General features: G+C 72.5%; 32 protein-coding genes. 18 read left to right on the forward strand and 14 right to left on the reverse strand.

Translation table 11 applies throughout. The annotated features are described in order from the left end of the window. Positions 1 to 204: 204 nt before the first annotated feature. On the reverse strand, positions 205 to 342 hold the full coding sequence (locus Q0L15_RS16090) for a hypothetical protein (protein ID WP_296605464.1): 138 nt from the start codon (positions 340 to 342) through the stop codon (positions 205 to 207). Between the two features lie 22 nt (positions 343 to 364). Further along, positions 365 to 1,612 (reverse strand): glucose-1-phosphate adenylyltransferase, encoded by a 1,248-nt coding sequence (gene glgC, locus Q0L15_RS16095; RefSeq protein WP_296605465.1) that lies wholly within the window; start codon positions 1,610 to 1,612, stop codon positions 365 to 367. Between the two features lie 53 nt (positions 1,613 to 1,665). On the opposite strand from glgC, the gene glgA reads away from it, so the two are divergent. The 3 genes from glgA to Q0L15_RS16110 all read left to right on the forward strand — a co-directional run bounded on the left by glgA (position 1,666) and on the right by Q0L15_RS16110 (position 4,035). Continuing rightward, the gene (gene glgA, locus Q0L15_RS16100) at positions 1,666 to 2,853 is read left to right on the forward strand and encodes a glycogen synthase (protein ID WP_296605466.1); all 1,188 of its coding nucleotides are present in this window, start codon (positions 1,666 to 1,668) and stop codon (positions 2,851 to 2,853) included. 65 nt (positions 2,854 to 2,918) lie between these two features. Continuing rightward, a complete protein-coding gene (locus tag Q0L15_RS16105; RefSeq protein WP_296605467.1) occupies positions 2,919 to 3,338 on the forward strand; it encodes a hypothetical protein in 420 nt (139 codons plus the stop codon). 25 nt (positions 3,339 to 3,363) lie between these two features. After that, positions 3,364 to 4,035 (forward strand): EthD domain-containing protein, encoded by a 672-nt coding sequence (locus Q0L15_RS16110; protein ID WP_296605468.1) that lies wholly within the window; start codon positions 3,364 to 3,366, stop codon positions 4,033 to 4,035. On the opposite strand, the gene Q0L15_RS16115 is transcribed toward Q0L15_RS16110, so the two are convergent. Further along, positions 4,020 to 4,400, reverse strand: a complete 381-nt coding sequence (locus tag Q0L15_RS16115; protein ID WP_296605469.1) for a DUF427 domain-containing protein — start codon at positions 4,398 to 4,400, stop codon at positions 4,020 to 4,022. The genes Q0L15_RS16110 and Q0L15_RS16115 overlap by 16 nt on opposite strands. 184 nt (positions 4,401 to 4,584) lie before the next feature. On the opposite strand from Q0L15_RS16115, the gene Q0L15_RS16120 reads away from it, so the two are divergent. Genes Q0L15_RS16120 through Q0L15_RS16130 form a run of 3 tightly spaced genes read left to right on the forward strand, consistent with a single transcriptional unit; the run spans position 4,585 to position 9,694 of the window. Further along, positions 4,585 to 5,550: an ABC transporter ATP-binding protein gene (locus Q0L15_RS16120; protein ID WP_296605470.1), complete on the forward strand. Its 966-nt coding sequence runs from the start codon at positions 4,585 to 4,587 to the stop codon at positions 5,548 to 5,550. Beyond that, entirely contained in the window at positions 5,547 to 6,908 is a 1,362-nt protein-coding gene (locus Q0L15_RS16125; RefSeq protein WP_296605471.1) for an ABC transporter permease, read from the forward strand. Before Q0L15_RS16120 ends, Q0L15_RS16125 begins: the two co-directional genes overlap by 4 nt. After that, complete coding sequence (locus Q0L15_RS16130; RefSeq protein ID WP_296605472.1) at positions 6,905 to 9,694, forward strand: bifunctional YncE family protein/alkaline phosphatase family protein; 2,790 nt, start codon at positions 6,905 to 6,907, stop codon at positions 9,692 to 9,694. Before Q0L15_RS16125 ends, Q0L15_RS16130 begins: the two co-directional genes overlap by 4 nt. Positions 9,695 to 9,757: 63 nt before the next feature. Here the strand turns inward: Q0L15_RS16130 and Q0L15_RS16135 are convergent, their stop codons facing one another. After that, entirely contained in the window at positions 9,758 to 11,122 is a 1,365-nt protein-coding gene (locus tag Q0L15_RS16135) for a gluconate:H+ symporter (protein ID WP_296605495.1), read from the reverse strand. Between the two features lie 23 nt (positions 11,123 to 11,145). Beyond that, positions 11,146 to 11,700 carry a gluconokinase gene (locus tag Q0L15_RS16140; RefSeq protein ID WP_296605473.1) on the reverse strand — a complete coding sequence of 185 codons (555 nt, stop codon included), beginning with the start codon at positions 11,698 to 11,700 and terminating at the stop codon, positions 11,146 to 11,148. Positions 11,701 to 11,830: 130 nt separating this feature from the next. Between Q0L15_RS16140 and Q0L15_RS16145 the strand changes: the two genes are divergently transcribed. Further along, a complete protein-coding gene (locus Q0L15_RS16145; protein ID WP_296605474.1) occupies positions 11,831 to 12,538 on the forward strand; it encodes an FCD domain-containing protein in 708 nt (235 codons plus the stop codon). Here the strand turns inward: Q0L15_RS16145 and Q0L15_RS16150 are convergent. The 3 genes from Q0L15_RS16150 to Q0L15_RS16160 are packed head-to-tail and all read right to left on the reverse strand — an operon-like array spanning position 12,492 to position 14,440. Next, entirely contained in the window at positions 12,492 to 13,196 is a 705-nt protein-coding gene (locus Q0L15_RS16150; protein ID WP_296605475.1) for an alpha/beta fold hydrolase, read from the reverse strand. The genes Q0L15_RS16145 and Q0L15_RS16150 overlap by 47 nt on opposite strands. Positions 13,197 to 13,202: 6 nt before the next feature. Continuing rightward, positions 13,203 to 13,859, reverse strand: a complete 657-nt coding sequence (locus tag Q0L15_RS16155; protein WP_296605476.1) for a hypothetical protein — start codon at positions 13,857 to 13,859, stop codon at positions 13,203 to 13,205. A gap of 56 nt (positions 13,860 to 13,915) precedes the next feature. Then, positions 13,916 to 14,440 carry a hypothetical protein gene (locus Q0L15_RS16160; RefSeq protein WP_296605477.1) on the reverse strand — a complete coding sequence of 175 codons (525 nt, stop codon included), beginning with the start codon at positions 14,438 to 14,440 and terminating at the stop codon, positions 13,916 to 13,918. Positions 14,441 to 14,638: 198 nt separating this feature from the next. On the opposite strand from Q0L15_RS16160, the gene Q0L15_RS16165 reads away from it, so the two are divergent. The 3 genes from Q0L15_RS16165 to Q0L15_RS16175 all read left to right on the forward strand — a co-directional run bounded on the left by Q0L15_RS16165 (position 14,639) and on the right by Q0L15_RS16175 (position 17,504). Next, positions 14,639 to 15,790, forward strand: coding sequence for an acyl-CoA dehydrogenase family protein (locus tag Q0L15_RS16165; RefSeq protein ID WP_296605478.1), 1,152 nt, complete (start codon positions 14,639 to 14,641; stop codon positions 15,788 to 15,790). Positions 15,791 to 15,814: 24 nt separating this feature from the next. Continuing rightward, positions 15,815 to 16,951, forward strand: a complete 1,137-nt coding sequence (locus Q0L15_RS16170) for an acyl-CoA dehydrogenase (RefSeq protein ID WP_296605479.1) — start codon at positions 15,815 to 15,817, stop codon at positions 16,949 to 16,951. 136 nt (positions 16,952 to 17,087) lie between these two features. Continuing rightward, the gene (locus Q0L15_RS16175; RefSeq protein ID WP_296605480.1) at positions 17,088 to 17,504 is read left to right on the forward strand and encodes an Hsp20/alpha crystallin family protein; all 417 of its coding nucleotides are present in this window, start codon (positions 17,088 to 17,090) and stop codon (positions 17,502 to 17,504) included. A 62-nt stretch (positions 17,505 to 17,566) separates the two neighbouring features. Here the strand turns inward: Q0L15_RS16175 and Q0L15_RS16180 are convergent, their stop codons facing one another. Then, the gene (locus Q0L15_RS16180) at positions 17,567 to 17,710 is read right to left on the reverse strand and encodes a hypothetical protein (protein ID WP_296605481.1); all 144 of its coding nucleotides are present in this window, start codon (positions 17,708 to 17,710) and stop codon (positions 17,567 to 17,569) included. Positions 17,711 to 17,909: 199 nt separating this feature from the next. On the opposite strand from Q0L15_RS16180, the gene Q0L15_RS16185 reads away from it, so the two are divergent. From Q0L15_RS16185 to Q0L15_RS16210, 6 genes are all read left to right on the forward strand, one after another. After that, positions 17,910 to 18,593 carry a DUF4389 domain-containing protein gene (locus Q0L15_RS16185; protein ID WP_296605482.1) on the forward strand — a complete coding sequence of 228 codons (684 nt, stop codon included), beginning with the start codon at positions 17,910 to 17,912 and terminating at the stop codon, positions 18,591 to 18,593. A gap of 144 nt (positions 18,594 to 18,737) precedes the next feature. Then, positions 18,738 to 19,055 carry a hypothetical protein gene (locus Q0L15_RS16190; RefSeq protein ID WP_296605483.1) on the forward strand — a complete coding sequence of 106 codons (318 nt, stop codon included), beginning with the start codon at positions 18,738 to 18,740 and terminating at the stop codon, positions 19,053 to 19,055. A gap of 159 nt (positions 19,056 to 19,214) precedes the next feature. After that, positions 19,215 to 19,853, forward strand: coding sequence for a hypothetical protein (locus Q0L15_RS16195; RefSeq protein ID WP_296605484.1), 639 nt, complete (start codon positions 19,215 to 19,217; stop codon positions 19,851 to 19,853). After that, positions 19,850 to 20,191 carry a hypothetical protein gene (locus tag Q0L15_RS16200; protein WP_296605485.1) on the forward strand — a complete coding sequence of 114 codons (342 nt, stop codon included), beginning with the start codon at positions 19,850 to 19,852 and terminating at the stop codon, positions 20,189 to 20,191. Before Q0L15_RS16195 ends, Q0L15_RS16200 begins: the two co-directional genes overlap by 4 nt. 61 nt (positions 20,192 to 20,252) lie before the next feature. Continuing rightward, positions 20,253 to 20,687, forward strand: coding sequence for an SRPBCC family protein (locus tag Q0L15_RS16205; RefSeq protein ID WP_296605486.1), 435 nt, complete (start codon positions 20,253 to 20,255; stop codon positions 20,685 to 20,687). Beyond that, positions 20,684 to 21,244, forward strand: a complete 561-nt coding sequence (locus tag Q0L15_RS16210; protein WP_296605487.1) for a TetR/AcrR family transcriptional regulator — start codon at positions 20,684 to 20,686, stop codon at positions 21,242 to 21,244. Before Q0L15_RS16205 ends, Q0L15_RS16210 begins: the two co-directional genes overlap by 4 nt. Here Q0L15_RS16210 and Q0L15_RS16215 read toward each other — a convergent pair. Then, on the reverse strand, positions 21,235 to 21,741 hold the full coding sequence (locus Q0L15_RS16215; RefSeq protein ID WP_296605488.1) for a DUF4234 domain-containing protein: 507 nt from the start codon (positions 21,739 to 21,741) through the stop codon (positions 21,235 to 21,237). The genes Q0L15_RS16210 and Q0L15_RS16215 overlap by 10 nt on opposite strands. Before the next feature lie 84 nt (positions 21,742 to 21,825). After that, entirely contained in the window at positions 21,826 to 21,960 is a 135-nt protein-coding gene (locus Q0L15_RS16220; protein WP_296605489.1) for a hypothetical protein, read from the reverse strand. A gap of 130 nt (positions 21,961 to 22,090) precedes the next feature. Here Q0L15_RS16220 and Q0L15_RS16225 point away from each other — a divergent pair, with 130 nt between their 5' ends. Then, positions 22,091 to 22,729: a maleylpyruvate isomerase N-terminal domain-containing protein gene (locus Q0L15_RS16225; RefSeq protein WP_296605490.1), complete on the forward strand. Its 639-nt coding sequence runs from the start codon at positions 22,091 to 22,093 to the stop codon at positions 22,727 to 22,729. Positions 22,730 to 22,748: 19 nt separating this feature from the next. Here Q0L15_RS16225 and Q0L15_RS16230 read toward each other — a convergent pair whose 3' ends face one another. Further along, on the reverse strand, positions 22,749 to 23,138 hold the full coding sequence (locus Q0L15_RS16230) for a DUF2237 domain-containing protein (protein WP_296605491.1): 390 nt from the start codon (positions 23,136 to 23,138) through the stop codon (positions 22,749 to 22,751). Positions 23,139 to 23,163: 25 nt separating this feature from the next. Then, complete coding sequence (locus tag Q0L15_RS16235) at positions 23,164 to 23,613, reverse strand: hypothetical protein (protein ID WP_296605492.1); 450 nt, start codon at positions 23,611 to 23,613, stop codon at positions 23,164 to 23,166. Positions 23,614 to 23,741: 128 nt separating this feature from the next. On the opposite strand from Q0L15_RS16235, the gene Q0L15_RS16240 reads away from it, so the two are divergent. After that, positions 23,742 to 24,332, forward strand: a complete 591-nt coding sequence (locus tag Q0L15_RS16240) for a hypothetical protein (RefSeq protein ID WP_296605493.1) — start codon at positions 23,742 to 23,744, stop codon at positions 24,330 to 24,332. Positions 24,333 to 24,434: 102 nt separating this feature from the next. On the opposite strand, the gene Q0L15_RS16245 is transcribed toward Q0L15_RS16240, so the two are convergent. Continuing rightward, positions 24,435 to 25,273: FixH family protein (locus tag Q0L15_RS16245; RefSeq protein ID WP_296605494.1), on the reverse strand; the 839-nt coding region annotated here is incomplete at its 5' end.

A 25,273-nucleotide genomic window follows, 5' to 3' on the forward strand; every position in this document is an offset into this window, starting at 1 on the left:
AAGGGCTCAGAACGCTGTATCCACAGGGATCTGGCAACCTCGAAAGTAAAATCTCGCGCCGGGCCAGGTGGGGCATGCGGCAGGAGGAATCCCGGGTCCTAGACGACGACCACAGCACGGCAACCCACCACGGTCTGATGCCCAAGAGCGAACGATGACCACCCGCGGTGACCACAGCGAACGGCGACCACGCTCCCTCGTCTTTCACCCACGACGACCCGAGCGGACCCGCAGGCCGACGTACAGCCAGCGCCCTGCCGAGGCCGCGGGGGTCTCGACGAGCTCGACCAGCGGTGGTCGGCGCCCTGCCGACGCTGCGGCGGTCTCGACGAGCTCGACCACCGGATCGGCTGTGAGCCGATGGTCAGGTCGGGAAGGGCTGGTCCTTGCCGAGCACGGTCAGGCCGTCCTCGACGACGAAGCCACGGGCCAGGTCGGCCTCGGGATCGACGCCGACCTGGGCACCGGGCGGGACGACGACGTGCTTGTCGAGGATCGCGTTGCGGACCACCGCACCGGCCCCCACGGACACGCCGTTCATCAGCACCGACCCGGTGACCTCGGCGCCGGTCTCGACGCGCACCGACGGCGACAGCACCGAGCGCCGCACCGTGCCGCCGGTGATCACGACGCCGGGCGAGAGCACCGCCTCGTCGGCCATCGGCTTGTCCCCCGTCGCGCCCTGCACGAGCTTGGCGGGGGGCTGCGGGCCGTAGGAGGTGTAGATGGGCCAGTCGAAGTTGTAGAGGTTGAAGATCGGCAGCGGAGAGACGACGTCCATCTGAGCGGCGTAGAAGGAACCGATGGTCCCGACGTCGCGCCAGTAGCCGCGGTCGCGGTCGGTCGAGCCGGGCACGTCGTTGTCCTTGTAGTCGTAGACCGCGGCCTGCTGGCGCCGCACGAACGCCGGCACGATGTCGCCGCCCATGTCGTGCTTGGAGCCGATCTCGGTCGCGTCGCGGGTCACGGCCTCGACGAGCGCGTCGGCGTCGAAGACGTAGTTGCCCATCGAGGCGAGCACCTCCCCGGGGCTGTCGGGCAGGCCCACCGGGTCGGTCGGCTTCTCGAGGAACTCGCGGATCTTCGAGGGGTCGTCGGGGTGGACGTCGATGACGCCGAACTGGTCGGCCAGCTCGATCGGCTGGCGGATCGCCGCGACGGTGCACGCGGCACCGCTGGCCACGTGCGCCTTCACCATCTGGTGGAAGTCCATGCGGTAGACGTGGTCGGCACCCACCACCACGACGTAGTCGGGCCGCTCGTCGCGCATCAGGTTCAGCGACTGGTAGATCGCGTCGGCCGAGCCGAGGTACCAGTGCTTGCCGACCCGCTGCTGGGCCGGCACCGGGGTGACGTAGTTGCCGAGCATCGTCGACATCCGCCAGGTCTGGGTGACGTGCCGGTCGAGGCTGTGGGACTTGTACTGCGTGAGGACCACGATCTTGAGGTAGCCCGAGTTGACGACGTTCGAGAGCGCGAAGTCGATCAGCCGGTAGATGCCCGCGAACGGCACGGCCGGCTTGGCCCGGTCGGCGGTCAGCGGCATCAACCGCTTGCCCTCGCCCCCGGCAAGACAGATCACGAGCACGTTCTTCCGGGAGATCGATGCCATGGGCCCACGCTAGCGCCCACGTGAGGGTCGCGGGGGCGAGTAGGTTCGCACCTGTGCGAGTCGACGTGCTGAGCAAGGAGTACCCGCCCGAGATCTACGGCGGCGCCGGGGTCCACGTGGCCGAGCTGGTCCGCGCGCTGCGGGCCCGCGACGACCTCGACACCCACGTGCACGCGTTCGGCGCGCCGCGTGCGGAGGACCGCACGTCGTCGTACGCCGACCTCGCCGAGCTGTCCGGCGCCAACGCGGCGCTGCGCACGCTCGGCGTCGACCTGACGATCGCCGACGGCTGCGCCGGCACCGACCTCGTGCACTCGCACACCTGGTACGCCAACCTCGCCGGCCACCTCTCCTCGCTCCTGTACGGCGTGCCGCACGTCGTCACGGCGCACTCGCTCGAGCCGCTGCGGCCGTGGAAGGCCGAGCAGCTGGGCGGCGGCTACGCGATCTCCTCGTGGGCCGAGCGCACGGCCTACGAGGGTGCCGCCGGGGTGATCGCGGTGTCCGCCGCGATGCGCGACGACGTGCTCGCGTCCTATCCCGCGGTCGACCCCGCCCGGGTGCACGTGGTCCACAACGGCATCGACACCGAGGACTGGCAACCGGTTCGCGACCCCGCCCGGGTGCGCGAGCTCGGCGTCGACCCCGAGCGTCCCTCGGTGGTGTTCGTCGGCCGGATCACCCGGCAGAAGGGGCTGCCGCTGTTCCTGCGCGCCTGCGCGGCCCTCCCGCCCGAGGTGCAGATCGTGCTGTGCGCCGGCGCCCCGGACACCCCCGAGATCCTGGCCGAGGTCGAGGGCCTCGTCGACGGGCTCCGCGCGACCCGGGCCGGCGTCGTGTGGATCAACGAGATGCTCCCCCGGCGCGACGTCGTGTCCCTGCTGACCGCCGCGACGGCGTTCGCCTGCCCCTCGATCTACGAGCCGCTCGGCATCGTCAACCTCGAGGCGATGGCGTGCGAGACCGCCGTGGTCGCCACGGCCACCGGCGGGATCCCCGAGGTCGTCGTGCCCGGCGAGACCGGGCTGCTCGTGCCGATCGAGCAGGCAGGAGACGGCACCGGCACCCCGCTCGACCCGGATCGGTACGTCGCCGACTTCGCGGCCGCACTGATCGAGGTCGTATCGGACCCCGCACGCGCCGACGAGATGGGCCGCGCCGGACGGGCGCGGGCGATCTCGGACTTCAGCTGGGCGGCGATCGCGGAGCGCACCGTGGAGGTCTACCGCTCGGCGCGCTGACCTCGAGCGGCCGGGGCCTGTGGAGGAGCGCCGCGCACGGTCGCGGATCGGGGCAGGCTGCCCGCATGACCGATCCGTATCGCCCCTTCGTCCACACCCAGGCCGACCTCGAGCAGGTCTGGCGTGACCTCATGCACCCCCTCGGGTTCGCCGACTCCAGCATCTGGATGCTGCGGCTCGAGCCCGACGGCCGCGCGGTCCCCCGGCTGCTGGAGATCGCCGAGGCCGAGCTGACCCCCGACGATCCCGAGCCGTTCGCCGCGCTGCTCGAGGACCTCGACAGCGCCGACCCGGGCCACAGCTATGCGTTCCTGCGCACCCGGCCGGGCAGCTCGGCCGTCAGCGCCTCCGACCGCGCATGGGCGGGCTTCCTCTACGCAGCCGGGCGTCTCGGCGGCGTCCGGCTCGAGGTCGTCCACCTGGCCACGGACACCGACGTCGTGCCGCTCCCGCTCGACGAGATCGGCCTGTCCCTCAGCGCCTGACGCTCGGACCGCTACGGTGCCGACCGTGAGCAAGAACGTGTTCCTGCTGTCCGGCACCATCGGCGACCTCCACGACCCGGCCCTGCACGAGCGCCTCGCGGCTGCGGGGGTACGCCGCCTCCAGGTCAACGTCGACGACGAGCACGTGGCTGCGGCGATGCGGATCCCGACCGGCGAGCCGGTGCGCGCCGTCGTGAGCACCTGGGACGCCGACCCCGGCCCGGTCCTCGACGCCCTGGCCACCGTCGCGCCCACGGTCCACGGCTGGCGGGTCGACGAGCGTCGACGACTCGACCCGCCGGAGTCGTGGGACGGCAGCCGGGCCGACGCGCTGAGCAACGTCGCGATCCTGCGCCGGCCCGACGAGCTCGCCCACGCGGAGTGGCTGCGGCGCTGGATGGTCGAGCACACGCCGATCGCGATCCGCACCCAGGCCACGTTCGGCTACGTGCAGAACGTCGTGCTGGAGGCGCTCACACCGGACGCCCCGCGCGTCGACGCGATCGTCGAAGAGCTGTTCCCGAGCACCGGTGCCACCGACATGCACGCGTTCTACGGCAGTGGCGGCGACGACGCCGAGCTCCACCGTCGCCTCACCGAGCTGATGGCCAGCGTGGCCCGGATCGGAGCCGACCGCGACCTCGACCTGGTGCCGACCAGCCGCTACCTCTACGCCCTCGATCAGACGCTGGGATAGACGCGCACGTCCACGACGTCCGGGTAGAACGCGACGTGGCCGGCGATCGGCGCCACCGCGTCGTACGGCACCTCGTAGGCCCACACCGCGTTGTCGTGCGTCTGGCCGTCGGCGACGAGGCTGTAGTAGGACGCATCGCCCTTGTAGGGGCAGTACGTCGTGTGGTCGCTGCGTTCGAGCACCTCGGCGTCCACGTCGCCGAGGGGGACGTACTGCACCGGCGGATAGTCGGCCTCCTGGAGGGTCAGCGCCGCTCCCGTGTCGGCCACCATCCGCTCACCGACCGTCACGACGACCCGGCCGGTGGTGGGCGTGATCGTGATCGGGTGCCGCTCGTCGGGCACCAGGACCGCTCTGTCGCTCATGGGAGTGCAACGACGCCACCACCCCCGGTGTTCCGGCCGGCGCCGTCCCCGTCGGGCCCTGACCTGTTCGCACGCCGTTCGGCATCCCGACCCGCCCCCGTCGCCCGCCACTCCTACGTTCCTCTGCGGATGGCCGCCGCGGGACGCACCGGGCGGCGCCTCTCTCGGGATCCAGGAGTGCTCCATGCGGCCGACGACCGCTGTCCGCGCGCGGACGGTGACCAAGACCTTCGGCGACGTCATCGCCCTCGACGGCGTGGACCTCGACGTCCCGGCCGGCCAGATCCACGGCCTCGTGGGGCCCAACGGCGCCGGCAAGACCACCCTGCTGGCCCTCGTGCTCGGCCTGGCGGCCGTCGACGGTGGCACGCTCGAGATCCTCGGGTCTGCGGTGGGCGCCACGCGCGCCGGCGGCGTGGCGGGCTTCGTCGACGGCCCCGGGCTCTACCCGACGCTCACCGCCCGCCAGAACCTCACCACGCTCGCCCGGCTCCGCGGGCACGACCAGGGCCGACGGGCCCAGGTCGAGGAGCTCCTCGAGCGCGTCGGGCTCGATGACGTCGCCGACGACCGCGTCCGCGGGTTCTCCCTCGGGATGCGCCAGCGGCTCGGACTGGCCGCCGCGCTGCTCGGCGATCCGCGGCTGCTGGTACTCGACGAGCCGGCCAACGGCCTGGACCCGGCTGGGAAGCGACGGGTCCACGAGGTGCTCGCCGACCTCGCCGACCACGGGACCACCGTGCTCCTCTCGAGCCACCGGATGGACGACCTGGCCGCGCTCTGCGACGAGGTCACGCTGCTGTCCGTGGGCCGGGCGGTGTTCACCGGACCGGTGAGCAAGCTGGCCTCCGAGAGCGGCAGGCTGGACTACCGGCTGGTCACCTCGGACCCTCCAGGCACCCGACGCATCGCCGCCGGCCTGCCGGCGCTGACCCTGCTGCCCTCCACCGGGCGGGCCGGAGCCTCGGCGGACGACCAGGCCCTGGTCGTGCGCGGCGCCGGCGGAGCCCTCGACGACCTCGTCGTCCGGTTGGTCGGGGCGGGCATCGCCCTCCGCGAGCTGGGTCCCGTGGTCTCGCCGCTCGAGGCCGCCTTCCTCGCCCTCACGGGCGCCGACGCGGACGCCGACACCGAGGAGCCGCCCCGATGACCGCGACCGTCGCCGACGCCCCGGTCCGCGCCGAGACCGTCACCCTGGGGAGGGTCGTCCGGTTCGAGGTGGTCAAGCTCGTCGCGCAGTGGCGCATCCGGCTGGTCCTCGTCGCCTGCCTGGTCGCCCCCGCGCTCTACTCCGCGGTGGTGAGCCGCCAGACCTCGCTGCCGGCCGACGCCGTCTACGGCCGGCTGATGGACCAGTCGGGCTGGGCCGGCTCGCTGACGATCCTGGTGTCCCTCGGTACGCTGCTGCTCCCCCTCCTCACCAGCGTGGTGGCCGGCGACATCTTCGCCGTCGAGGACCGGCTCGGCACCTGGCGCCACGTGCTGGTCGCCGTCCGCTCCCCGCGCCGGGTCTTCATCGCCAAGACGATCGCCGCGCTGACGGTCACCCTCACCCTGCTCGGCTGCCTCCTGGTCTCCTCGGCGGCCGGCGGCCTGCTGTCGATCGGGAGCCACCCGCTGCCCGGGCTCGACGGACACCAGCTCGGCTCCGGCGAGCTGGCCCGAACGGTCGTGCTCTCCTGGCTCACGCTCGTGGCGCCGACGCTCGCCTTCTCGGCGGTCGGCCTGCTCGGCTCGGTCGCGCTGGGGCGCTCCCCGCTCGGGCTGCTGGCGCCGGTCGGGCTCGCCCTCGTGCTGATGGGCGTCCAGGTGATGCCGGTGCCCGTCGCCCTCCGCGTCGCGCTGCCGATGAACGCGTTCATCTCCTACCGGGGGCTGCTCACCGAGCCGATGCAGCTCGACGCGCTCTGGATCGGACTCCTCGTCTGCCTGTCGTGGACCGCGCTCGCGACGCTCCTGGCCTACCGGCTGTTCGTACGCCGCGACTTCACCGACCTGGCCAACGACGGCTCCGCTCGCCGGTTCCTCGTCACCGGGCTGGTGCCGCTGGTCGGCCTGGCGGGGCTGACCACGGTGCTGGTCGCCACGACCACGGGTGCGACCGGCTCGGGCATCGACCGACCCAAGCTCGAGGACGCCGTCTCGCGCTCGTTCGCCAACCTCTACGTGCTGCAGACCGAGCGCCTCCACCGTCCCGCCGTGACGGTCGACGAGCTGCAGGCGAGCGCCGAGTGCGACAAGGGCGGCGACCTGGTCGAGGACGAGGGTGCCGGGAGCGGCTGGCGGTGCACGGTCCGCTGGACGCTCCCCGGCAGCACCGCGGTCGGCACCGCGGTCTACCAGCTCGACGTACGTCCCGAGGGACGGTTCGTCGCCGACGGCGACGGCCCCAAGGAGGTCAACGGGTTCTTCCAGGTCCGAGGCCCCGCGGGTGACGCCCCCAACCCGCTGTGGCAGTTCGACGGCGTCGTCGACCTGCTCGATACCCCCACGAAAGGACAGCAATGAAGGTGTCGCGCAACCGCGTGGCGAGGCCCACCCGAGGCCTCGCCCCCACCCGCTCGCTCGGCGTCGTCGCCGGCGTGCTCAGCCTGGTCGCCGTCGGCGGTGTCGCCGCCTACGGCACGACCGCCGGGTTCGGTGACCACCTCGTCGATCCGCAGGTCGGCCAGGAGTACGCCGGCGGGCTGCAGATCTCCTCCGACCAGATGATCGAGCCGCTGGGCGAGCGGCTGATGACGCCGTACGGCAAGTTCATGGGCTCGACGGTCAGCCCGGATGGTCGGTTCCTGGCCGCGACGGCCAACGACCGGTCGGTCTCGCTGCAGATCTTCGACCTGGAGTCCTACGAGCTCATCTGGCGCGGCGGCACCGCCGCCGGCGTCGACCGGCGCCTGTCGGACAACACCGTCGGCCAGGAGGGCCCGGTCTACTCACCCGACGGCACCTTCCTCTTCATGCCCAACGCCACCGGGATCACGCGGTTCCCCGTCAACCCCGACGGCACCCTGGGCGCCGGCACGAAGATCGCGATCCCTGACGCCGACGGCGAGAAGGCACTGACGGCGGGGATGGCGTTCAGCGCCGACGGCACGACGCTGTACGCCGCGGTCAACGGGCAGAACTCGGTCGTGGCGATCGACCCGGCGGCCGGGACGCTCCAGCGGACCTGGCCGGTCGGCATCGCGCCGCGCCAGCTCACGGTCGTCGACGGCCGGATCTACGTCAGCGACGAGGGCGGCCGGGCCGCTCGGCCCGGCGAGACCACGATCGACTCCTACGGGACCGACGTCCCCGCCGACCCCGAGCTCGGCACCTCCACCACCGGGGTGCTCAGCGTCATCGACACCGCACGCCCCGACGCCGCCGTCGGGCAGATCGACGTCGGGCTGCACCCGACCGCCCTGCACGTCGAGGGAGACGCGCTCTACGTCGCGAACACCGACGACGACACCGTCTCCGTCGTCGACACCACGACCGATGCGGTCGTGCAGACCATCGAGACCAAGCCGTGGCAGAGCTCGGAGGTGGGCTACGCCCCCGACGCTGTCACCGTCCACGACGGCCGGCTGCTGGTGAGCCTCGGTCGCGCCAACGCGATCGCCGTCTACCGGCTCGGCGAGAGCGCGCTCGACCCGGTCAGCTACGTCGGTCTCGTCCCGACCGACTACTACCCCGAGGACCTCTTCACGGTCGGCGACCAGGTCGTGGTGGCCAACCGGCGTGGCGTCGACGCCCGCGGACCTCTCATCACCTTCGACAAGGGCTACGGCACCACCCCGGCCACCGGCCACGGCACGCACGGCACCACCGCGTCCCTGGCCCGGTTCACGCTGCCGAGCGACACCGCGATCCGGCGTACCTACACGCCGGCGGTGTTCGCCCAGAACGGCTGGGGCCACGCCGACACCGACGTCGCGCACGCCACGGGCCACCGGGCCCGCGCGGTCCCGGTGCCGCGGCGCATCGGGGATCCCTCGACCATCAAGCACGTGTTCATGCTGGTCAAGGAGAACCGCACCTACGACCAGGTCCACGGCGACATGCCCGAGGGCAACGGCGACGCGAGCCTGGCGCAGTTCGGCGAGGACGTGACGCCCAACCTGCACGCCCTCGCTCGGCAGTTCGGCCTCTACGACAACACCTACGACACCGGCACCAACTCCGCCGAGGGTCACAACTGGATCATGCAGGGTGACAACCCGGAGTACACCGAGTCGAGCGCCGGGGAGTACGTCCGCAGCTACGACACGGAGGAGGACGTCCTCGGGCACCAGCGCTCGGGCTTCCTGTGGACCGCGGTCCAGGCCGCCGGCCACACCGCCAAGAACTTCGGCGAGTTCATCTACACCGAGGGCAAGCCGGCCGGCTCGACCTGGCAGCAGTACTACTGCGCCGCGCAGGACGTCGAGAACGGCGGCGATCCCGCCCAGCTGACGACGCCCGAGCTGCGCGGCAACTACGGCTCGCCCATCCCCTCGCTCAACGAGATCACCGTGCCGACCGCACCGCCGTTCGACATGCAGATCCCCGACCTGTACCGCTACCAGATCTGGAAGCAGGACTTCGTGGCCAACGGGCCGGAGGACTTCCAGATGGTGTGGCTCTCCGACGACCACACCGGCGGCCCGGTGTCACCGCGCTCGAACGTCGCGAGCGGCGACGTGGCCGTCGGCAAGGTCGTCGACACGATCTCGCACAGCAAGTACTGGAAGGACTCGGCGATCTTCGTCGTGGAGGACGACAGCCAGAACGGCGCCGACCACGTCGACGGGCACCGGGCCCCGATCCAGGTCATCAGCCCCTGGGCGGTGCACGGCCGGACGGTCTCGACCTACTACACGCAGATCAACATGGTCCGCACGATCGAGCAGATCCTCGGCGCCGAGCCGCTGAACCAGAAGGTCGCCGCGGCCACGCCCATGTACGACGCCTTCGAGCGCAGGCCTGACCTCACGCCGTACACGGCACGGGCCAACCGGGTGCCGCTCACCGAGAACATCGCGACCGCTCCGGCGTGCGGGTTGGACAGCCCGTCCGGTCCGCACGCGGTCGCCCCGGCCCGGCCGGTCCCGCATCGCTACGCCTCCACGTCGCTGGCCTGGGAGAAGTGGGCCCAGCGGCAGCACCTCACCGGACGACGGGCGCAGGCCGACTACGCCAACCCCGAGCTGTTCAACCGGTGGACGTGGTACCAGACCCACCACTGGGACCTGCCGTACCCGGGGGACGCGAGGATCTACCTCCCCTCGGACGTGCCGGGCGCAGCGCTGCCGGGATCTGACGTCGACTGAGTCCCTGGGCGCACGGTGGCCCCCCGGGAGATCCCGGCGGGCCATCGTGCTCTGCGGCCGGTCCTAGATGAAGATCCCGAGGAACAGGACCATCACCAGGCCGGTCACCGACAGCACCGTCTCCATCAGCGACCAGGTCTTGATGGTCTGGCCGACGCTCATCCCGAAGTACTCCTTCACCAGCCAGAAGCCTGCGTCGTTGACGTGGGAGAAGAACACCGAGCCGGCACCGACCGCGAGCACGACCAGCGAGGTCTCGCCGGACGACATGCCCTCCACCAGGCCGATCATCAGCGAGCTCGCGGTGATCGTGGCGACGGTCGCGGAGCCGGTGGCGAGGCGGATCAGCACGGCGAGCACCCAGGCGAGCAGCAGCACCGAGAAGTTCGCGTCCCGCGCCCAGTCCGCCAGCAGCGTGCCGATGCCGGTGTTGACGAGCACCTGCTTGAACCCGCCGCCCGCGGCGACGATCAGCAGGATGCCCGCGATCGGGCCGAGCGAGCTGCCGACCGTGTCGGAGATCCGGCCCCGGTCCATGCCGCTCCCGCGGCCGAAGGTGACCATCGCGACGAGCACCGCGATCAGCAGCGCGACGAACGGGTTGCCGATCACGTCTGCGGTCTGCTGCAGCCGGTCCTCGGGGTCGTCGACGACGATGTCGACCACGGCCTTGCCGAGCATCAGCACCACCGGCAGCAGCACGGTGGCGATGGTGACGCCGAACGAGGGGCGTCGGGCGATGTCGCGCTCCTCCGACTCCCACGTGTGCGGTGGCTCCACGACGACCCAGCGTCCGGCCAGGCCACCGAAGAGGGGGCCGGCGACGATGATCGTCGGGACCGCGACCAGGATGCCCAGCGCGAGCGTCACGCCGAGATCGGCGTCGAGGTAGTCGATCGCGGTCACCGGTCCGGGGTGGGGCGGCACGAAGCCGTGCATCGCCGAGAGGCCGGCGAGCGCCGGGATGCCGACGGTGATCAGCGAGACGCGGGCGCGCCGGGCGACGAGGTAGATCACCGGCATCAGCAACACGAGGCCGATCTCGAAGAACATCGGCAGGCCGATGATCGCGCCGACCGCGGCCATCGCCCACGGCAGCATCCGACCGGAGGCGCGCCCGACGATCGTGTCGACGATCTGGTCGGCGCCGCCCGACTCGGCGAGCAGCACGGCGAACATGGCACCCAGGGCGATCAGGGCGCCGACGCCCGCGGTCGTGTCGCCGATCCCCTTCGTGAGCGAGGCCAGGACGTCATTGACGTTCTGCCCGGCGATGATGCCGACGGTCAGGCCGCCGAGGATGAGGGCGAGGAACGGGTGCAGCTTGACGAGCGTGATCAGCACGACGATCAACGCGATCGCGGCCAGCGCCGCGAGGATCAGCTGCCACCCGTCGGCGACGGGCTCCACGAGGTCGGTGCCGGCCATCGGCAGCAGGGCGTTGGCGGTCATCAGGACTCCTCGGATCGGGTGACGGTGTCCACGTATCCCTGCACGATCGCGTCGACGCTCTGGTCGACGTCGATCACGACGCCGTCCTCGTCGGGCTCGAGCGGCTCGAGGGTCGCGAACTGGGAGGTGAGCAGGGCCGGCGGCATGAAGTGGCCCGGACGGCTGGCCTGGCGCTTGGCGATCACCTCACGGCTGCCATCGAGCAGCAGGAACCGGAGACCGGCCGCGTGGTGGCGCAGCTGGTCGCGGTAGCTGCGCTTGAGTGCCGAGCAGCTCATGACGCCGCCGTCGGGGTGCGCGGCGAGCCACGCCCCGACGCTCTCGAGCCAGGGGTAGCGGTCCTGGTCGTCGAGCGCGTGACCGGCGGTCATCTTGGCGATGTTCTCCGGCGGGTGGAAGTCGTCGGCGTCGGCGAAGGGGACGCGCAGGCGCTGCGCGAGCGCTGCGCCGACCGTCGACTTGCCCGAACCGGACACGCCCATCACGACGAGCGGGCCGACGAGCGGACCTGCGAGGGGGCCGCCGGGCGGGCCGGCGGGTGGAGGCTGGGACATGGGGTACTCCCTGGGTGAGGCGGTGTGGCCGCACTCACATCGTGCGCTCATTCGTCATACGTTTGCAAGACATGAGGCGAAATTCGCCTGCCTATTTCGGAGGGGTCCCCCGGGTGGGATGCTGGTCGGCGTGACGATCTCACCCCCGCTCGGGCAGCACGCGAGCGTGCTCTCGGCCCTCGGCGCGCGCATCGCCTCGGGGGCAGCGAAGCCCGGCCAGGTCCTGACGCTCGAGGCGGTGGGCAGCGAGTTCGGCGTCTCGCGCAGCGTCGCTCGCGAGGCCATCCGCGTGCTGGAGTCGATGGGGCTGGTCGCCTCGCGTCGCCGCGTCGGCATCACGATCCAGCCCCGGCAGCAGTGGAACGTCTTCGACCCCCGCGTGATCCGGTGGCGGCTCGACAGCGAGGACCGCGCCGCGCAGCTGGTCTCCCTCTCCGAGCTGCGCCGTGGCATCGAGCCGGTCGCCGCCGCCCTGGCCGCCGAGCGGGCCGACGGCGAGCAGTGCCGGGTGCTGGCGGCCGCCGTCTCCGACATGGTGGTCCACGGCCGTTCGGGTGACCTCGAGGCCTACCTGCGCGCCGACACGCTGTTCCACCGCACCCTGCTCGAGGCCAGCGGCAACGAGATGCTGGGCGCCCTCGACGACGTGGTCGAGGAGGTGCTCAGCGGCCGCACCCACCACGGGATGATGCCGGCCCGTCCCAACCCCGAGGCGATCGCACTCCACGACGAGGTCGCCCGGGCGGTCCGGCTGGGCGACGCCGCCGCGGCCGAGCGGGCGATGCGGGCGATCATCGACGAGGCGGCCGCCGCCATGAGGATCGAGCACCAGCGTTGACCCCGGCCGCCGAGCCCGGTTCGCCGAGGAGCGTGTCGACCGCGAACCGCGCAGCGGCGCGCTCGAAGGTCGCGCCGTGGCGCAGCATCGCGTGCCGACCGCCGGGCACCTCGACGTACCCGACCTCGGCGACGTCGGGTCGGCGCGCCAGACGGTCGGCGACCGCCCGGGCGCGCTCGGGCGGCGCCACCCGGTCGTCGGTGCCGTGGACGAACAGCACCCGCCGGCCGCTGAGGTCGACCGGCTGACGCGGGTCGTCGGGGTAGAGCCACGGATTGAGCGCGACGACGCCACGCACTCCGGGCTGCCCGGCCGCGAGCAGGGCGGCTCGCCCGCCGAGGGAGTGCCCGACCAGGCAGGTCGGCAGCTCGCCGAGACGCTCCCGGACCCGGGCCATCGCCCAGGCGACGTCGTCGACCGGCGTGTGCGAGGCGTCCCAGCCGCGCGAGGAGTTCAGCAGACGGAGCACCGCCAGGCGACCGCGACCCGCCCGGGCGACCCGGGCGGCGACCGGGAGCATCCGGAGCACCGAGAGCTGCGCCGGGCTGACCTCGGGACGACCCGGTCGGCTGGCGCCGCCGTGCAGGACGAGCACGACGCCCGCGGGGTGTCGCGGGACGTGGTTGTCGAGGAGCTGCGCGCGAGGGGTGGTGGCCATCGGGGGCTATTCGGAGCGGCTGGCGCGAGCGGTTCGGTACGCCGGCTCGCGCAACCGCTCGACGGCGTCGTACTGCTCCAGGCCCGGGATCTGGTGGGCCACGGCGTCGAAGGAGATCTCGGGGTCGCCGGCGGGCAGCGCGGAGAGCCGCAGCTCGGCGAACCGGGTCCACTCCCCCTCCGGGGACGCCACGGCCAGCTCGAAGGACTCCTCGCCGGTGGCCCGCGCGCCGATGAGGACCGGGCCACGCGGGGTGCGGTAGGGCAGCAGCGTGGTCATCGGACGGCCCTGCGGCGAGCGGCTCGCCGTCAGCACGAAGCGGGTCAGCCGCCCCCACCCGGTCGAGGCCAGCAGCAGGTCGCCGTGGCCGCCGTCGGGCCGCGGCACCCGCACCGCCAGGCCGTGGATGTCCGGGACCGACCCCGGGAGCCCGATCGCGCGCGACCGGCGCACGAGGACGTCGTCCTGGCCGGGCTCGTCGAGCCAGGCCACCCCGGTCGTCGGCACCGCGCCCGCGCGGAACAGCCGTCCCCGGACCACCTCACCGCGCGGGTGCAGCGGCTTGGCGACCGGGCGCACGGCGGCCACGGCCCGGGTGGTCGCGGCCAGCAGGGTGCCGCCGGCTGCGGCGAGGACGTGCGCGGGGGCGTCGAGAGCGGACATGACCGGCCGGTACCCAACCCCCGCGACGACCACGCGGCCGCCGGTCCGACGGCTGGTCAGGGCACCAGGACCGTGAAACCCACGGTGTTGGAGGGCTTGTAGGGCTTGCCGGCGACGAAGGAGAACGTGCGCACCGCGAGGTCGCTGCCCTCGGGGCAGCCGGCCGCCGACACGCTGACGTAGGCCGTGAGGTTGGCCCCGGCGGACTTGTCCCAGTCGACGGTGACGATCGGCGCGACGGTCGTCGGGTCGATCCTCGCGTCGGTCAGGGTCAGGCAGTAGACGCCGGTCAGCGGTCGGGTCACCGAGGAGAAGCCGCGGGTGCGGGCGGCCTCGAGGGCCACGACGTCGTCGCCCTTCCACGGCACGTAGCCGTAGGCACGCACGGACAGCGTGTCGCGCGAGGCCTGGCTCAGGTCGGCGGGTCCGACCGCACCGTCCCTGATCTTCACGCTCGTGATCGCGTTGTTGGCGATGTCCTTGGTGCCGATGCGGGTCGCGGCGTAGCTGACGCCGCCCAGCGAGAGCACCAGGGCCAGGCAGGCGACGAGCATCGCGGGGGAAGGGATCAGTCGGCGCACCCCAGCACTCTAGGTAGCGCGCGGGCCGCTTCGGTGGCGGCGCACCGACGGCCCGGCACCCGGGTGGCTCGAGGGAGCGCGCGGTTCCGTACCAGCCGGTACCGTCTGCCCCACCACCGGCCGACCCACGGCCGACCCACGGCCAGATCGACGGCCAGATCGACGGCTAGATCGACGACTAGATCGACGGAGGTTCGGATGCAGCTGGCGCTGTCGGCGGAGGACGCCGAGTTTCGCGACGAGATGCGGGAGTTCTTCACCACCCAGATCCCCGAGGAGATCCGCGACGCGGTCCGCGACCAGCGCGAGCCGACCAAGGACCACCTCGTCACGAGCATGCGGATCCTCAACGAGCACGGGCTCGCCGTGCCGAACTGGCCGGTCGAGTGGGGCGGGCGGGATTGGTCACCGCTGCGCCGCCACATCTGGCACGAGGAGATGCAGCGCGCGTTCGTGCCGGCGCCGTTGGCGTTCAACGCCACGATGATCGGGCCGGTGATCGCGCAGTTCGGCTCCCAAGAGCTCAAGGAGCGGTTCCTGCCCGCGACCGCCAACCTCGACATCTGGTGGTCGCAGGGCTTCTCCGAGCCCGACGCCGGGTCCGACCTGGCGTCCCTGCGCACCACCGCGGTCCGCGACGGCGACGAGTACGTCGTCAACGGGCAGAAGACCTGGACGACGCTGGGTCAGTACGGCGACTGGATCTTCACCCTCGTGCGCACCGACCCGGAGGCGAAGAAGCAGGCCGGCATCTCGATGCTGCTCATCGACATGACCTCACCGGGCGTGGAGGTGCGTCCGATCGAGCTGATCGACGGCGGTCACGAGGTCAACGAGGTGTGGTTCTCCGACGTGCGGGTGCCGCTGGACAACCTGGTCGGCGAGGAGAACCGCGCCTGGGACTACGCGAAGTTCCTGCTCGGCAACGAGCGGGTCGGCGTCGCGCCGGTCGGGGCCACCAAGCGCCACCTGGCCCAGGCCAAGGAGTGGGCCGGCCCGCTGCTCGACGACCCGCTGGTCGCCGCGCGCTTCGCCGAGATCGAGAACGAGCTGCTCGCCCTCGAGCTCACCGCCCTGCGCGTGGTGGCACACTCCGCCGACGGCAAGCCGCACCCGGCGTCCTCGGTGCTCAAGCTCAAGGGCACCGAGCTGCAGCAGGCGGTGACCGAGCTGGTCGTCGACCTGGCCGGCCCGGCCTCGCTGGCCAGCGGCGCCGACGACGACTCCGACCTGCCCTGGTGGACCCGGCGGTCCACACCGATCTACCTCAACTTCCGCAAGGCCTCGATCTACGGCGGCTCCAACGAGGTGCAGCGCCAGATCATCGCCCGCACGATCCTGGGACTCTGAGAGAGCCGGGGAGGAGCACGCGCCATGGACTTCACCTACGACGACGAGCAGCAGGCACTCCGGGAGGCCGTGCGCGGCCTGGTCGGCAAGGCGTACGGCGACTTCGAGAACCGCCGCCGCGCCGTGGCCGACGACCCCGGCTTCAGCGAGAGCGTGTGGCAGCAGCTGGCCGAGATGGGCGTCCTCGGGCTGCCCTTCGAGGAGCAGTACGGCGGCATGGGCGCCGGCGCCATCGAGGTCGGCATCGTGTCCCAGGAGCTGGGCCGGGTGGTCGCGCCCGAGCCCTTCCTCACCTCGGTCGTGCTGGCCGGGGGCCTGGTCGCCGAGGCCGGCAGCGAGGAGCAGAAGGCCGAGCTGCTGGGCGGGCTCTCCTCCGGTGACCTGGTGCTCGCGTTCGCCCACGCCGAGCCCGGCTCGCGCTGGGCCCCGACCGCGGAGGCGGTCCGGGCCGAGCGGGCCGGCGACGGCTGGACGCTGAGCGGGGTCAAGGAGCCCGTGCTGCACGGCGCGCGGGCCGACGTGCTCGTCGTCAGCGCCGCGCTGCCCGACGGCGGCACCGGGCTGTTCGTGGTGCGCGGCAGCGCCGTCGTACGCGACGGCTATCCCACGCACGACGGTGGCCGCGCCGCGCGCGTCGTGCTCGACGCCACGCCTGCGACGCCGCTCGGTGCCGCCGAGGACCGCACCGGCATCGTGACGCGCGTGCTCGACGCCGCGCGGGTCGCCGCGTGCAACGAGGCGATCGGGCTGATGGAGGTCGCGCTCGAGCTGACCGCGGCCTACCTCAAGAGCCGCAAGCAGTTCGGGGTCACGCTCAACACCTTCCAGGCGCTGACGTTCCGCTCCGCCGACATGTACGTCTCGCTCGAGCTCGCGCGCAGCATGGCGGTGTGGGCGACGATGGTGCTCGACGGCGGCTCGGGCGAGGAGACCTCGGTGGCGGCCTCGCGCGCCGCGCTGCGGGTCAGCCGGGCCGGGCGGCACATCGGCCAGGAGGCGATCCAGCTGCACGGCGGCATCGGCATGACCTCGGAGTACAGCGTGGGCAGCTACACCAGCCGGCTCACCGCCCTCGACCACCTGCTCGGCGACGGCAACCACCACCTGGGGCTGCTCGCCGCCGGCGTGAGCGGGTACGACGAGGTCGACCCGCTGCCCTGACGTGCCGGCCCGGCGGCGCGGCCAGTGACCTTCTTCCTCCCGCCCTCCGGCACCGCGACCCTGGTGACGTGGACCACGCCGCGGCATCGTGGTGGGTGCCGGAGGCGAATGAGGCGCAGCAGGAAGGAGAGATGGCATGTCCACGATGGCCGTACGTGCCTCCCACCGCCTCGCCGACATGGTCGACTGGCTGGAGTCCGGCCCGAGCCTCGCACTGCGAGACGTCGACCGGTTCGTGCGGGTCGAGGAGTTCGAGCGGGACGGGTCCTACGTCGTCCGCGCGGAGCTGCCTGGCGTTGATCCGGAGAAGGACATCGACGTCAGCGTGGAGGGCGACTACCTGACGATCCACGGTGAGCGTCGCGAGGAGACGCGGGAGAAGAACCGCAGCGAGTTCCGCTACGGCTCGTTCTCGCGCAGCCTGCGGATGCCGCCCGGTGCCGACGCCGCGTCGGTGCAGGCGACCTACCGCGACGGGATCCTCGAGGTCGTCGTCCCGATCGGCGAGGAGCGTCCGCGCGCCAAGGTGCCCGTCGTCCGCGGCGACAGCTGACGGCTCCCCCACTGCCGGCGGCCACCTGGTCGCCGGCAGCGACCTGTCCGCCCCGATCTGCCCTAGCGCAGGTGCTGCTGCAGGCGCAGCATCTCGACCTGCACGAGGTGCTGGTGACGCAGCCGCAGCTCCTGGAGCCGGCGCTGCTTGTCCTCGTGGGAGAGCGAACGCCAGGAGTGGCGGCGCTCGATCGCGATGGACCTCATCTCGGGTCTGTTCCTTCCTCGGTGCGACCCGCCTCGCTGGCGGGCACGCCCATCGTGGGCGTCCCCGCTTGGAGCCGGCTGTGAGGCGACTTGGAGTGGGCGGTCACCGGGAGCACCGACGGCTCCGAGGCACAAGGTCCGTACGTCCCGCGGACCCGGGACTCTGCCCCTCACCGGCCCGGGACCAGAGCCTGGACCCATGAGCACCCATGCGTACCCCGTCCGCGTCGACGCGACGCTCCAGGAGCCGCTCAGCCGTGGGCTGTGGCTGGTCAAGTGGCTGCTGGCGATCCCGCACGTCGTCGTGCTGTTCTTCCTCTGGATCGCCTTCGCGGTCCTCAGCGTGGTCGCGTTCTTCGCGATCCTGTTCACCGGGCGCTACCCGCGGGGGATCTTCGACTTCAACGTCGGGGTGCTGCGGTGGTGCTGGCGGGTCGGCTACTACAGCTACAGCGCCCTGGGCACCGACCGCTACCCGCCGTTCTCCCTGCAGGAGGAGGCCGACTACCCCGCCCACCTCCGGATCGACTACCCCCAGCACCTCTCGCGCGGCCTCGTCCTCGTCAAGTGGTGGCTGCTGGCGATCCCGCACTACCTGGTGATCGCGTTCTTCATGGGCGCCGGCTGGTCCGCGTCGAACGACGGCGGCTCTCCCGCGCTGTGGGGCACGGGACTGATCGGCCTGCTCGTCCTCATCGCCGCCGTCGTGCTGCTGTTCACCGGCCGCTATCCCCACTCGATCTTCGACATCGTGCTCGGCCTCAACCGCTGGGGCCTGCGCGTCGCGGCCTACGTCGCGCTGATGACCGACGAGTACCCGCCGTTCCGGCTCGATCTGGGGGGCACCGACCCGGCCTCGCTCCCAATGAGTGCTTCCTCGTGACCGACCGGGCGACCGCGGCGGCCCGTTCCCGGTCGTCGAGCCGCCAGCGGCCGCGCTCGGCCGCGGCCCGGCGCACCGGGTACGTCGGCACCGTCGGGTTCGACGCGCTCTGCCTGGTCGCGATCAACGGGTGGCTGGGACGTCGTGCCGTTCCTGACCGCGGACACCGACCGGGTGGTCGGTTGGGTCAACACCTCGATCGTGGTGCACCTGGTCCTGTTCGCGACGTACGTCGCCTGGGACCCGCAGGGCTTGCGTGCGCTCGGCGAGGTCGTCACCTCCGCGGTCGGCGTGGTGGTCGCGACGCGGGTGTGGCAGGTCTACCCGTTCGACACGGCCGACGACTGGTCGGGCTGGGGCCTGCTCGTCCACCTGCTGCTCGGTATCGGCGTGATCGGATCGGCGATCGGGGTGGTCAGCGGCGTGGTGCACCTGGTCCAGGCGTGCTCCCGTCCGCACTGACACGGGAGTCGAGGCGGTCGCGGAGCCGGTCGCGGACCTGCTCGGGCGTGAGGTGCGCGCGTTGGCGCTGGTCGCGCGCGATGATGACCCCGGTGGCGGCCACCCCGGCCACGCCCGCCAGCCCGAGCCACTTCCACAGCTTCACGAGGACTCCTCTCCATGACGTCCAGGACGCACCCGACCGGCCCGTCCCGCTCAGCGCTCGCCCTCGAGCAGGCCGTCGAGCTGACCCGCACCGGCGACCTGTGGCTGTTCCGCGGCCACTCCGCCGCCGACCACGCTATCCGGGTCCTCACCAACGCGCCGGTCAACCACGTCGGCATGGCGATCGTCCTCGACGACCTGCCGCCGCTGATGTGGCACGCCGAGCTCGGCAAGGGACTGCTCGACGTGTGGACCAACAGCCACCACCGCGGCGTGCAGCTGCACGACCTGCGCGCCGCGGTCGAGCAGTGGACCGGCCGCTACGAGCAGCGGGCCTGGCTGCGCCAGCTCGACGTGACGATCACGCCCGCGATGGAGGACGCGGTCATGCAGACGATCGCGCGCCTGGACGGCACGCCGTTCCCGTCCACCGCCGCGCTGATCGGGCGCTGGGCACGCGGCCGCGTACGCCGGCCCGCGCCGCCCGAGCTGACCTACTGCGCCGAGGTGGTCGCGGCGACCTACACGGCGATGGGCCTGCTCGACGGGGAGCGGCCCACCAACTACTACGATCCAGGGCGGTTCTGGTCGGGCGACGACCTGGAGCTGCTGCGGGGAGCGCGGCTGAACGAGGAGATCGAGGTGCTGACATGAGCGAGGTCCGTCTGGACGGCGAGACCCTGTCGGTGCGCTTCACCCGCGCCGAGAAGGTGCTCGGGGTGATGGGCGACCTGGAGGTCCCCCGCTCCTCGATCACCTCGGCCGCCCTCGTGCAGTCGTGGTCGGAGGTCCGCGGCCTCAGGGTCGGCCTCGGCCTCCCCCGCCGGCGCCTGCTCGGCACCTGGCACCGGCGCGGCCACCGCCAGCTGGTCGACCTGCGCCGCGGCGAGCCGGCGGTGCGGCTGGGGCTGCGCGGCTCGGCGTACGACGAGGTGCTGGTGCGCACGCCCGACGCCGAGCGACTCGTGGCCGAGCTCTCCGGCCGGCCGTAGCGGTCCGCTGCCGCCGCCCGATGGGTGGCCGACGGACGAGCGCGTGTGTACCATCTGGTACATGAAGCGGATCTTCACCACCTCCCGCCACATCGACGCTGCGGCGTCGGAGGTCTGGGCGGTGCTCTCCGACGTGGCGCGCTGGCCGGAGTGGACCCCGACGATCGACAGCGTGCGACGGTTCGACGAGGGGCCGCTGCGCCTCGGCTCGCGCGCCGAGGTCCGCCAGCCCCGCCTGCCGAAGGCGACCTGGGAGGTGACCGAGCTCGTCGCCGGGCGGAGCTTCACCTGGGAGGCCACCGGTCCGGGCATGCGCACGATCGGGCGCCACGAGGTCGTGGCCGACGGCGACGGTGCGCTCGTGACGCTCGGCATCGAGCAGCTCGGACCGATGGGCGCGGTGGCCGCGTGGGTGTGGCGCGGGCTCACCCAGCGCTACATCGAGCTCGAGGCCTCGAGCCTGGACGCCCGGGTCACGGGTCACGCGTCGGCGTGACTCCCCGCGAGCGGCTGCTGGACGCCGCCATCGACCACTTCGGTCAGCACGGCGTCGGCGACACGAGCCTGCGCGCGATCGCCGAGGCCATCGGCACCAGCCACCGGATGCTGATCTACCACTTCGGGTCGCGCGAGGGCCTGCTGGCCGAGGTCACGCGCGAGGTGGAGGCGCGCCAGCGCACGGTGATGACCGCGACGTACGACGCCGGGCTGGAGCCGCGCGAGGCGGCCGCGGCGTACTGGGAGCAGACCGTCGAGGCGACGCTGCGCTACGGACCGCTGTTCTTCGAGCTGGCCGCGCACGCGATGCAGGGGAAGCCCCATGCGGCGACCCTGCGCGAGGAGCTGATCGCGTCCTGGCTGCCGTCGGTCGCCGGGCTGTGCGTGGCGCTCGGCATCCCCGAGGCCGAGAGCGAGGCGCACGCGCGCCTCGCCCTCGGCGCTGCTCGGGGGTTGTTGATGGATCTCCTCGTCACCGGCGATCGGGACGAGGTGGCCGGGGCGGCAGACCTGCTGACCCGGCTGCTGATGCTCTCGGCTGAGGCTCAGCCCTGAGCGCCCTGGGACTTCCAGTACTCGTTGAGGGCGTTGTTGGTCTTGACGAACCACACGATCGCGCCGACGAGGAAGAACCAGCCCAGCAGCAGGAACCACAGGCCGGTGGCGGCGGTGACCGGCGCCTGCTGGCCGCGGCGCTGGTAGAGCTTGCCGACCTCGTTCGAGGACAGGAACGGGTTCACGATGCCGACGAAGATCGCGAGGATCAGCGCGACAGCGCCGCCGATGCCCTCACCGGTGTGACGCTTCATCTCGTCGTGGGTCTTGTAGTACCAGAACCACGAGTAGATCCCGAGCGTCACGATCGTGAGCAGGATGCAGGTCCCGGTGCTGCGGACCTGACCGATGGGGCCGGCGGCGGGAGCGGCGTGGGTCGGGCCGGCGTACGCCGGGGCGGCGGGGGCCGCCGCGGGAGCCGGAGCGGCCTCGCCGAACGGCGGCGGCACCGATGCACTCTGGGATTCGAGGGGTGTGGAGTCGTTGCTCTCGGTCATGCGTCAGAGGCTAGGGGGCCACACCGCTCCGAGGGGCGAATCCCGGCCTGGACTGGACCGGCGAGTCGCGGCCCGACGGACGGCTCAGCGGTGGCGGAGCAGGCGCAGGTCGAGCTCGACCTGTGCCTGCTGGCGACGGCGCAGCTCGGCCAGGCGCTCCGCGAGCTCCTGGCGATCGAGGGAGTGCCGCGAGCGGCGGCCCGCGAGCCGATGGTCCATGGTCACCATGGTGCCGCGCCACCCTGGGAGACCGCGTCCGATTAACCGTCAACCACCTGGGCGGCCGAGGGGGCGTCTCGACGAGCGGGAATCCTGACGGCGGGACGCACCGGCGGCGCACGATGGGGCCATGTCCACCCCAGCCCCGCTCGACAGCGCCCGGAGCACCTACGCCGAGGCCGCCACCGCGTTCCTCGACCTGGTGGAGCAGGTCCCGCTGGAGCGGTACGCCGAGCCGGGGCTCGGCGCCTGGGACCTCCGGGCGCTGATCGGGCACACCGCCCGCTCATTGGTGACCGTCTCGACCTACCTGCAGACCCGCGCGGAGCAGGTGGACGCGGCCGACGCCGCGTCGTACTTCGCGGCCGTCAGCCGGATCGCGCACGGCAGCGCTCGCGACGCCATCCACCAGCGCGGCATCGAGGCCGGCGTGGCGCTCGGCGAGGACCCGATGGCGGCGCTGCGCCTCGCCCGCGACGAGGCCGAGCTGGCACTCGACATGCTCGAGGGCGAGGATGCGGTCGTCGAGACGGCCGCGGGCGGCATGCGCGTCAGTGACTACCTGCCGACCCGGACCTTCGAGCTGGTCGTGCACAGCCTCGACATCGCACAGGCGACCGGGGTGGAGCTCACCCCGCCGGCCGAGGCGCTCGCCGACACCCTCGCGCTGGCCAGCGCGAGCGCCCTGCGCCTGGGTCTCGGTGTCGACGTGCTGCTCGCCCTCACCGGCCGCCGGCCGCTCGCGCCCGGCACCTCGGTGGTCCCCTGAGGGGCGATGGTCCCCGAGCTCAGAGCAGGGCGCCGGGGTCGTCGGGGACGTCGACGGCCTGCTCGTCGAGGAACTCCGCAGGGATGACCTCCAGCGCACGGGCGCTGGTCGAGGCCAGCACGACGGGCGCCGGTACGCCGGCCTCGTAGGCGGCGAGCCAGCGGCTCGCCACGACGCACCACCGGTCGCCGGGGTGCAGGCCGGGGAACCCGAGCTCGGGCCGCGGCGTGGTCAGGTCGTTGCCGATCGAGCGCTGGTGGTCGAGGAACTCGGTGGTCATCACCGCGCACACGGCGTGCAGGCCGAGGTCGTCGGGGCCGCACCGACAGCTGCCGTCGCGGTAGAACCCGGTGACGGGGTCGGTGCCACAGGGCTCGAGGGGCGACCCGAAGACGTTCAGCTCCTCCACGGCGACCGCTCCCCCGCCCGGGCCATCAGGCCAGCGCCCAGATCCCGGGGCGTCCCTTGGTCATCGAGCCCTCGGCGACCAGCGCCTGCCGGGCGCGCCGTGCGGCGTAGCGCCACCGCAGCTCGCCCTCGGGCGTCAACTCGCGGTCGGCCTCGGTGAGCTGCTCCTCCATGCGGACCTCGAGCTCGAGGAAGACGTCGTCCTGGTCGAGCTCGCCCCCGGCCTCCGTGAGGACCGCGACGATCACCGGCTTGAACGTGTCCGGCTGCGTCCACCGGTGCCGCACCGCCCGGGCCGGCGCCGGGGCGGCCGCGGCGCGCGACGTACCGGATCCGGAGGTGGCCGTCGACCGACGCACCGTCGTGCGCGTGGCCGGCGCCTTGCGCACCGTGGGCGGCGGGGGTGGCGGCGGGTTGCCGTGGATGCACGTGGACTTGGGCAGATCACACAGCTCGCAGTAGTCCTCGGCGCTCATCGGGGCCAGCCTACCGTCCGGATGGCGGGGAATCGTCGGGCGGGGTTCGGAGGCCTAGGCTGCATGGGGACGCCGGAGGCGACGTCGTACGACCACGACGACGCGCCCCGGCCCGGGACGGACACCGCATGACTGTCGAGCGAACCACCCACTGGCGACCGACGGACAGCGAGGAGGCCCCCGACCCCGTGCCGCCCGGCGAGGCGGAGGACGCCTGGGCCGTCGCCGCACGCGAGATCCTCACCGTCGCCGCAGGCACCTACCACGCCCTCATCGACCGCACCGACCTCGCGACCCAGGTCCAGGAGCTCAGCGGCATCCGGTCCAGCAAGAGCCCCCACTACTGGCTCAGCCGCGTGCTCGCCCAGGTGGCGTCGATCAACGCGCTGGAGGGCGAGCCGCCGCTGACGGCCCTGGTCGTGCACCGCCAGACCGGCGCCGTGGGAGACGACTACGACGAGGTGCTCCGCCTCAGCGGCGCCGAGCCGATCACCGACGAGGTCGCCCGCGAGAAGCACGCGGCCGAGGCCAGGATGGAGTGCTACCGCTGGGCGGGCGCGGCGATGCCGGCCAGCGGCGGGCACGCCGCACTCTCCCCACGCCTCGACCAGCGGATCGTGCGCGAGCGCAAGCGCGCCCGCGAGTCGGCGACCCCGACCGTGTGCCCCACCTGCTTCATGACGATCCCGCCGACCGGGGTCTGCGACAACTGCGACTGAGCCTCGGCCCCGCCTGCTGTAACGCCGTGTTACCCCCTCCTCCCACGGCGGTGCAGCGGGGTGGAAACAGGGGGTGAACGGGCGTTACAGCGGGCGGCCGCGTCAGCCCGCGTGCACGACGAACGGCGCGGTGACGACCGTGCCGTCCCCGAGGCGGAACTGCGCCCACATCCGGTAGGCGCCGGCGACCTCGAACCGCGCGTGCAGGTCGAGCTCGGGACCGAACTCGGTGCCGGGCAGTGCGAGCACCGGATCGCCGTCCTCGTCGAATGTCTCGGCGTGGTGGTGGCCGAAGCGGGTGCCGTCCTCGCGCATCACCACGACGTGGCCGGCCGCGCCGAGGTAGGGCTCGAGGTCCGAGACCGGCGCGCCGGTCTCGACGTCGGCGAACCCCAGCGTGAAGTCGCTGACGTCGTCGACGTGAGCCTCGCCCTCCAGCGTGATCCGCACGCCGTCGACGGTGGCCTCGCGCACGTCGTCGGCGGGCATCGGCACGGCGGGGGGCGGGTCGCCTGCGACCGTGAGGTCCTGCTCGGCGATGACGTCGGAGAGCTCACCCTGCCGGCGCATCTCGGTGTGCAGCGCATAGGTGCCGGCGGTGGGGAACGTCGCCTCGACGGTGAAGACGCCGTCCTGGTCGGTGCGCTCGGGGTGGAGGTGGGCGAAGGTCCCGAGGTCGGCGCGGGTCACGATGAGGTGCATCCACACCTGGTGGGTGCGGACGAGGTCGCCCACCGGGTCACCGGTCTCGGCGTCGCGCACGGTCACGGTCAGCGTGGTCGGCTCGCCGGGACGGACGTCGTCGGGCGCACCGATGGCCACGTCGAGGCCGGCGTGCTCCGCACTGAGGGGACGTACGTCGGCCTCCTCCATCACGCTCATCAGGGGACGCATCGGCATGCCCATGCCCTCCTGCCAGCCGAGCACGCCGTTCATGCCGC

Source organism: Nocardioides sp. (genome assembly GCF_024509035.1).
Lineage (GTDB): Bacteria > Actinomycetota > Actinomycetes > Propionibacteriales > Nocardioidaceae > Nocardioides.

Excerpts from the sequence above, each read along its gene's own strand:
- glgC (WP_296605465.1), bottom strand. The coding sequence starts at position 1,612 with ATGGCATCGATCTCCCGGAAGAACGTGCTCGTGATCTGTCTTGCCGGG.
- Q0L15_RS16105 (WP_296605467.1), top strand. The coding sequence starts at position 2,919 with ATGACCGATCCGTATCGCCCCTTCGTCCACACCCAGGCCGACCTCGAG.
- Q0L15_RS16115 (WP_296605469.1), bottom strand. The coding sequence starts at position 4,400 with ATGAGCGACAGAGCGGTCCTGGTGCCCGACGAGCGGCACCCGATCACG.
- Q0L15_RS16120 (WP_296605470.1), top strand. The coding sequence starts at position 4,585 with ATGCGGCCGACGACCGCTGTCCGCGCGCGGACGGTGACCAAGACCTTC.
- Q0L15_RS16125 (WP_296605471.1), top strand. The coding sequence starts at position 5,547 with ATGACCGCGACCGTCGCCGACGCCCCGGTCCGCGCCGAGACCGTCACC.
- Q0L15_RS16130 (WP_296605472.1), top strand. The coding sequence starts at position 6,905 with ATGAAGGTGTCGCGCAACCGCGTGGCGAGGCCCACCCGAGGCCTCGCC.
- Q0L15_RS16135 (WP_296605495.1), bottom strand. The coding sequence starts at position 11,122 with ATGGCCGGCACCGACCTCGTGGAGCCCGTCGCCGACGGGTGGCAGCTG.
- Q0L15_RS16140 (WP_296605473.1), bottom strand. The coding sequence starts at position 11,700 with ATGTCCCAGCCTCCACCCGCCGGCCCGCCCGGCGGCCCCCTCGCAGGT.
- Q0L15_RS16150 (WP_296605475.1), bottom strand. The coding sequence starts at position 13,196 with ATGGCCACCACCCCTCGCGCGCAGCTCCTCGACAACCACGTCCCGCGA.
- Q0L15_RS16155 (WP_296605476.1), bottom strand. The coding sequence starts at position 13,859 with ATGTCCGCTCTCGACGCCCCCGCGCACGTCCTCGCCGCAGCCGGCGGC.
- Q0L15_RS16165 (WP_296605478.1), top strand. The coding sequence starts at position 14,639 with ATGCAGCTGGCGCTGTCGGCGGAGGACGCCGAGTTTCGCGACGAGATG.
- Q0L15_RS16170 (WP_296605479.1), top strand. The coding sequence starts at position 15,815 with ATGGACTTCACCTACGACGACGAGCAGCAGGCACTCCGGGAGGCCGTG.
- Q0L15_RS16175 (WP_296605480.1), top strand. The coding sequence starts at position 17,088 with ATGTCCACGATGGCCGTACGTGCCTCCCACCGCCTCGCCGACATGGTC.
- Q0L15_RS16180 (WP_296605481.1), bottom strand. The coding sequence starts at position 17,710 with ATGAGGTCCATCGCGATCGAGCGCCGCCACTCCTGGCGTTCGCTCTCC.
- Q0L15_RS16185 (WP_296605482.1), top strand. The coding sequence starts at position 17,910 with ATGAGCACCCATGCGTACCCCGTCCGCGTCGACGCGACGCTCCAGGAG.
- Q0L15_RS16195 (WP_296605484.1), top strand. The coding sequence starts at position 19,215 with ATGACGTCCAGGACGCACCCGACCGGCCCGTCCCGCTCAGCGCTCGCC.
- Q0L15_RS16200 (WP_296605485.1), top strand. The coding sequence starts at position 19,850 with ATGAGCGAGGTCCGTCTGGACGGCGAGACCCTGTCGGTGCGCTTCACC.
- Q0L15_RS16205 (WP_296605486.1), top strand. The coding sequence starts at position 20,253 with ATGAAGCGGATCTTCACCACCTCCCGCCACATCGACGCTGCGGCGTCG.
- Q0L15_RS16215 (WP_296605488.1), bottom strand. The coding sequence starts at position 21,741 with ATGACCGAGAGCAACGACTCCACACCCCTCGAATCCCAGAGTGCATCG.
- Q0L15_RS16220 (WP_296605489.1), bottom strand. The coding sequence starts at position 21,960 with ATGGACCATCGGCTCGCGGGCCGCCGCTCGCGGCACTCCCTCGATCGC.
- Q0L15_RS16225 (WP_296605490.1), top strand. The coding sequence starts at position 22,091 with ATGTCCACCCCAGCCCCGCTCGACAGCGCCCGGAGCACCTACGCCGAG.
- Q0L15_RS16235 (WP_296605492.1), bottom strand. The coding sequence starts at position 23,613 with ATGAGCGCCGAGGACTACTGCGAGCTGTGTGATCTGCCCAAGTCCACG.
- Q0L15_RS16240 (WP_296605493.1), top strand. The coding sequence starts at position 23,742 with ATGACTGTCGAGCGAACCACCCACTGGCGACCGACGGACAGCGAGGAG.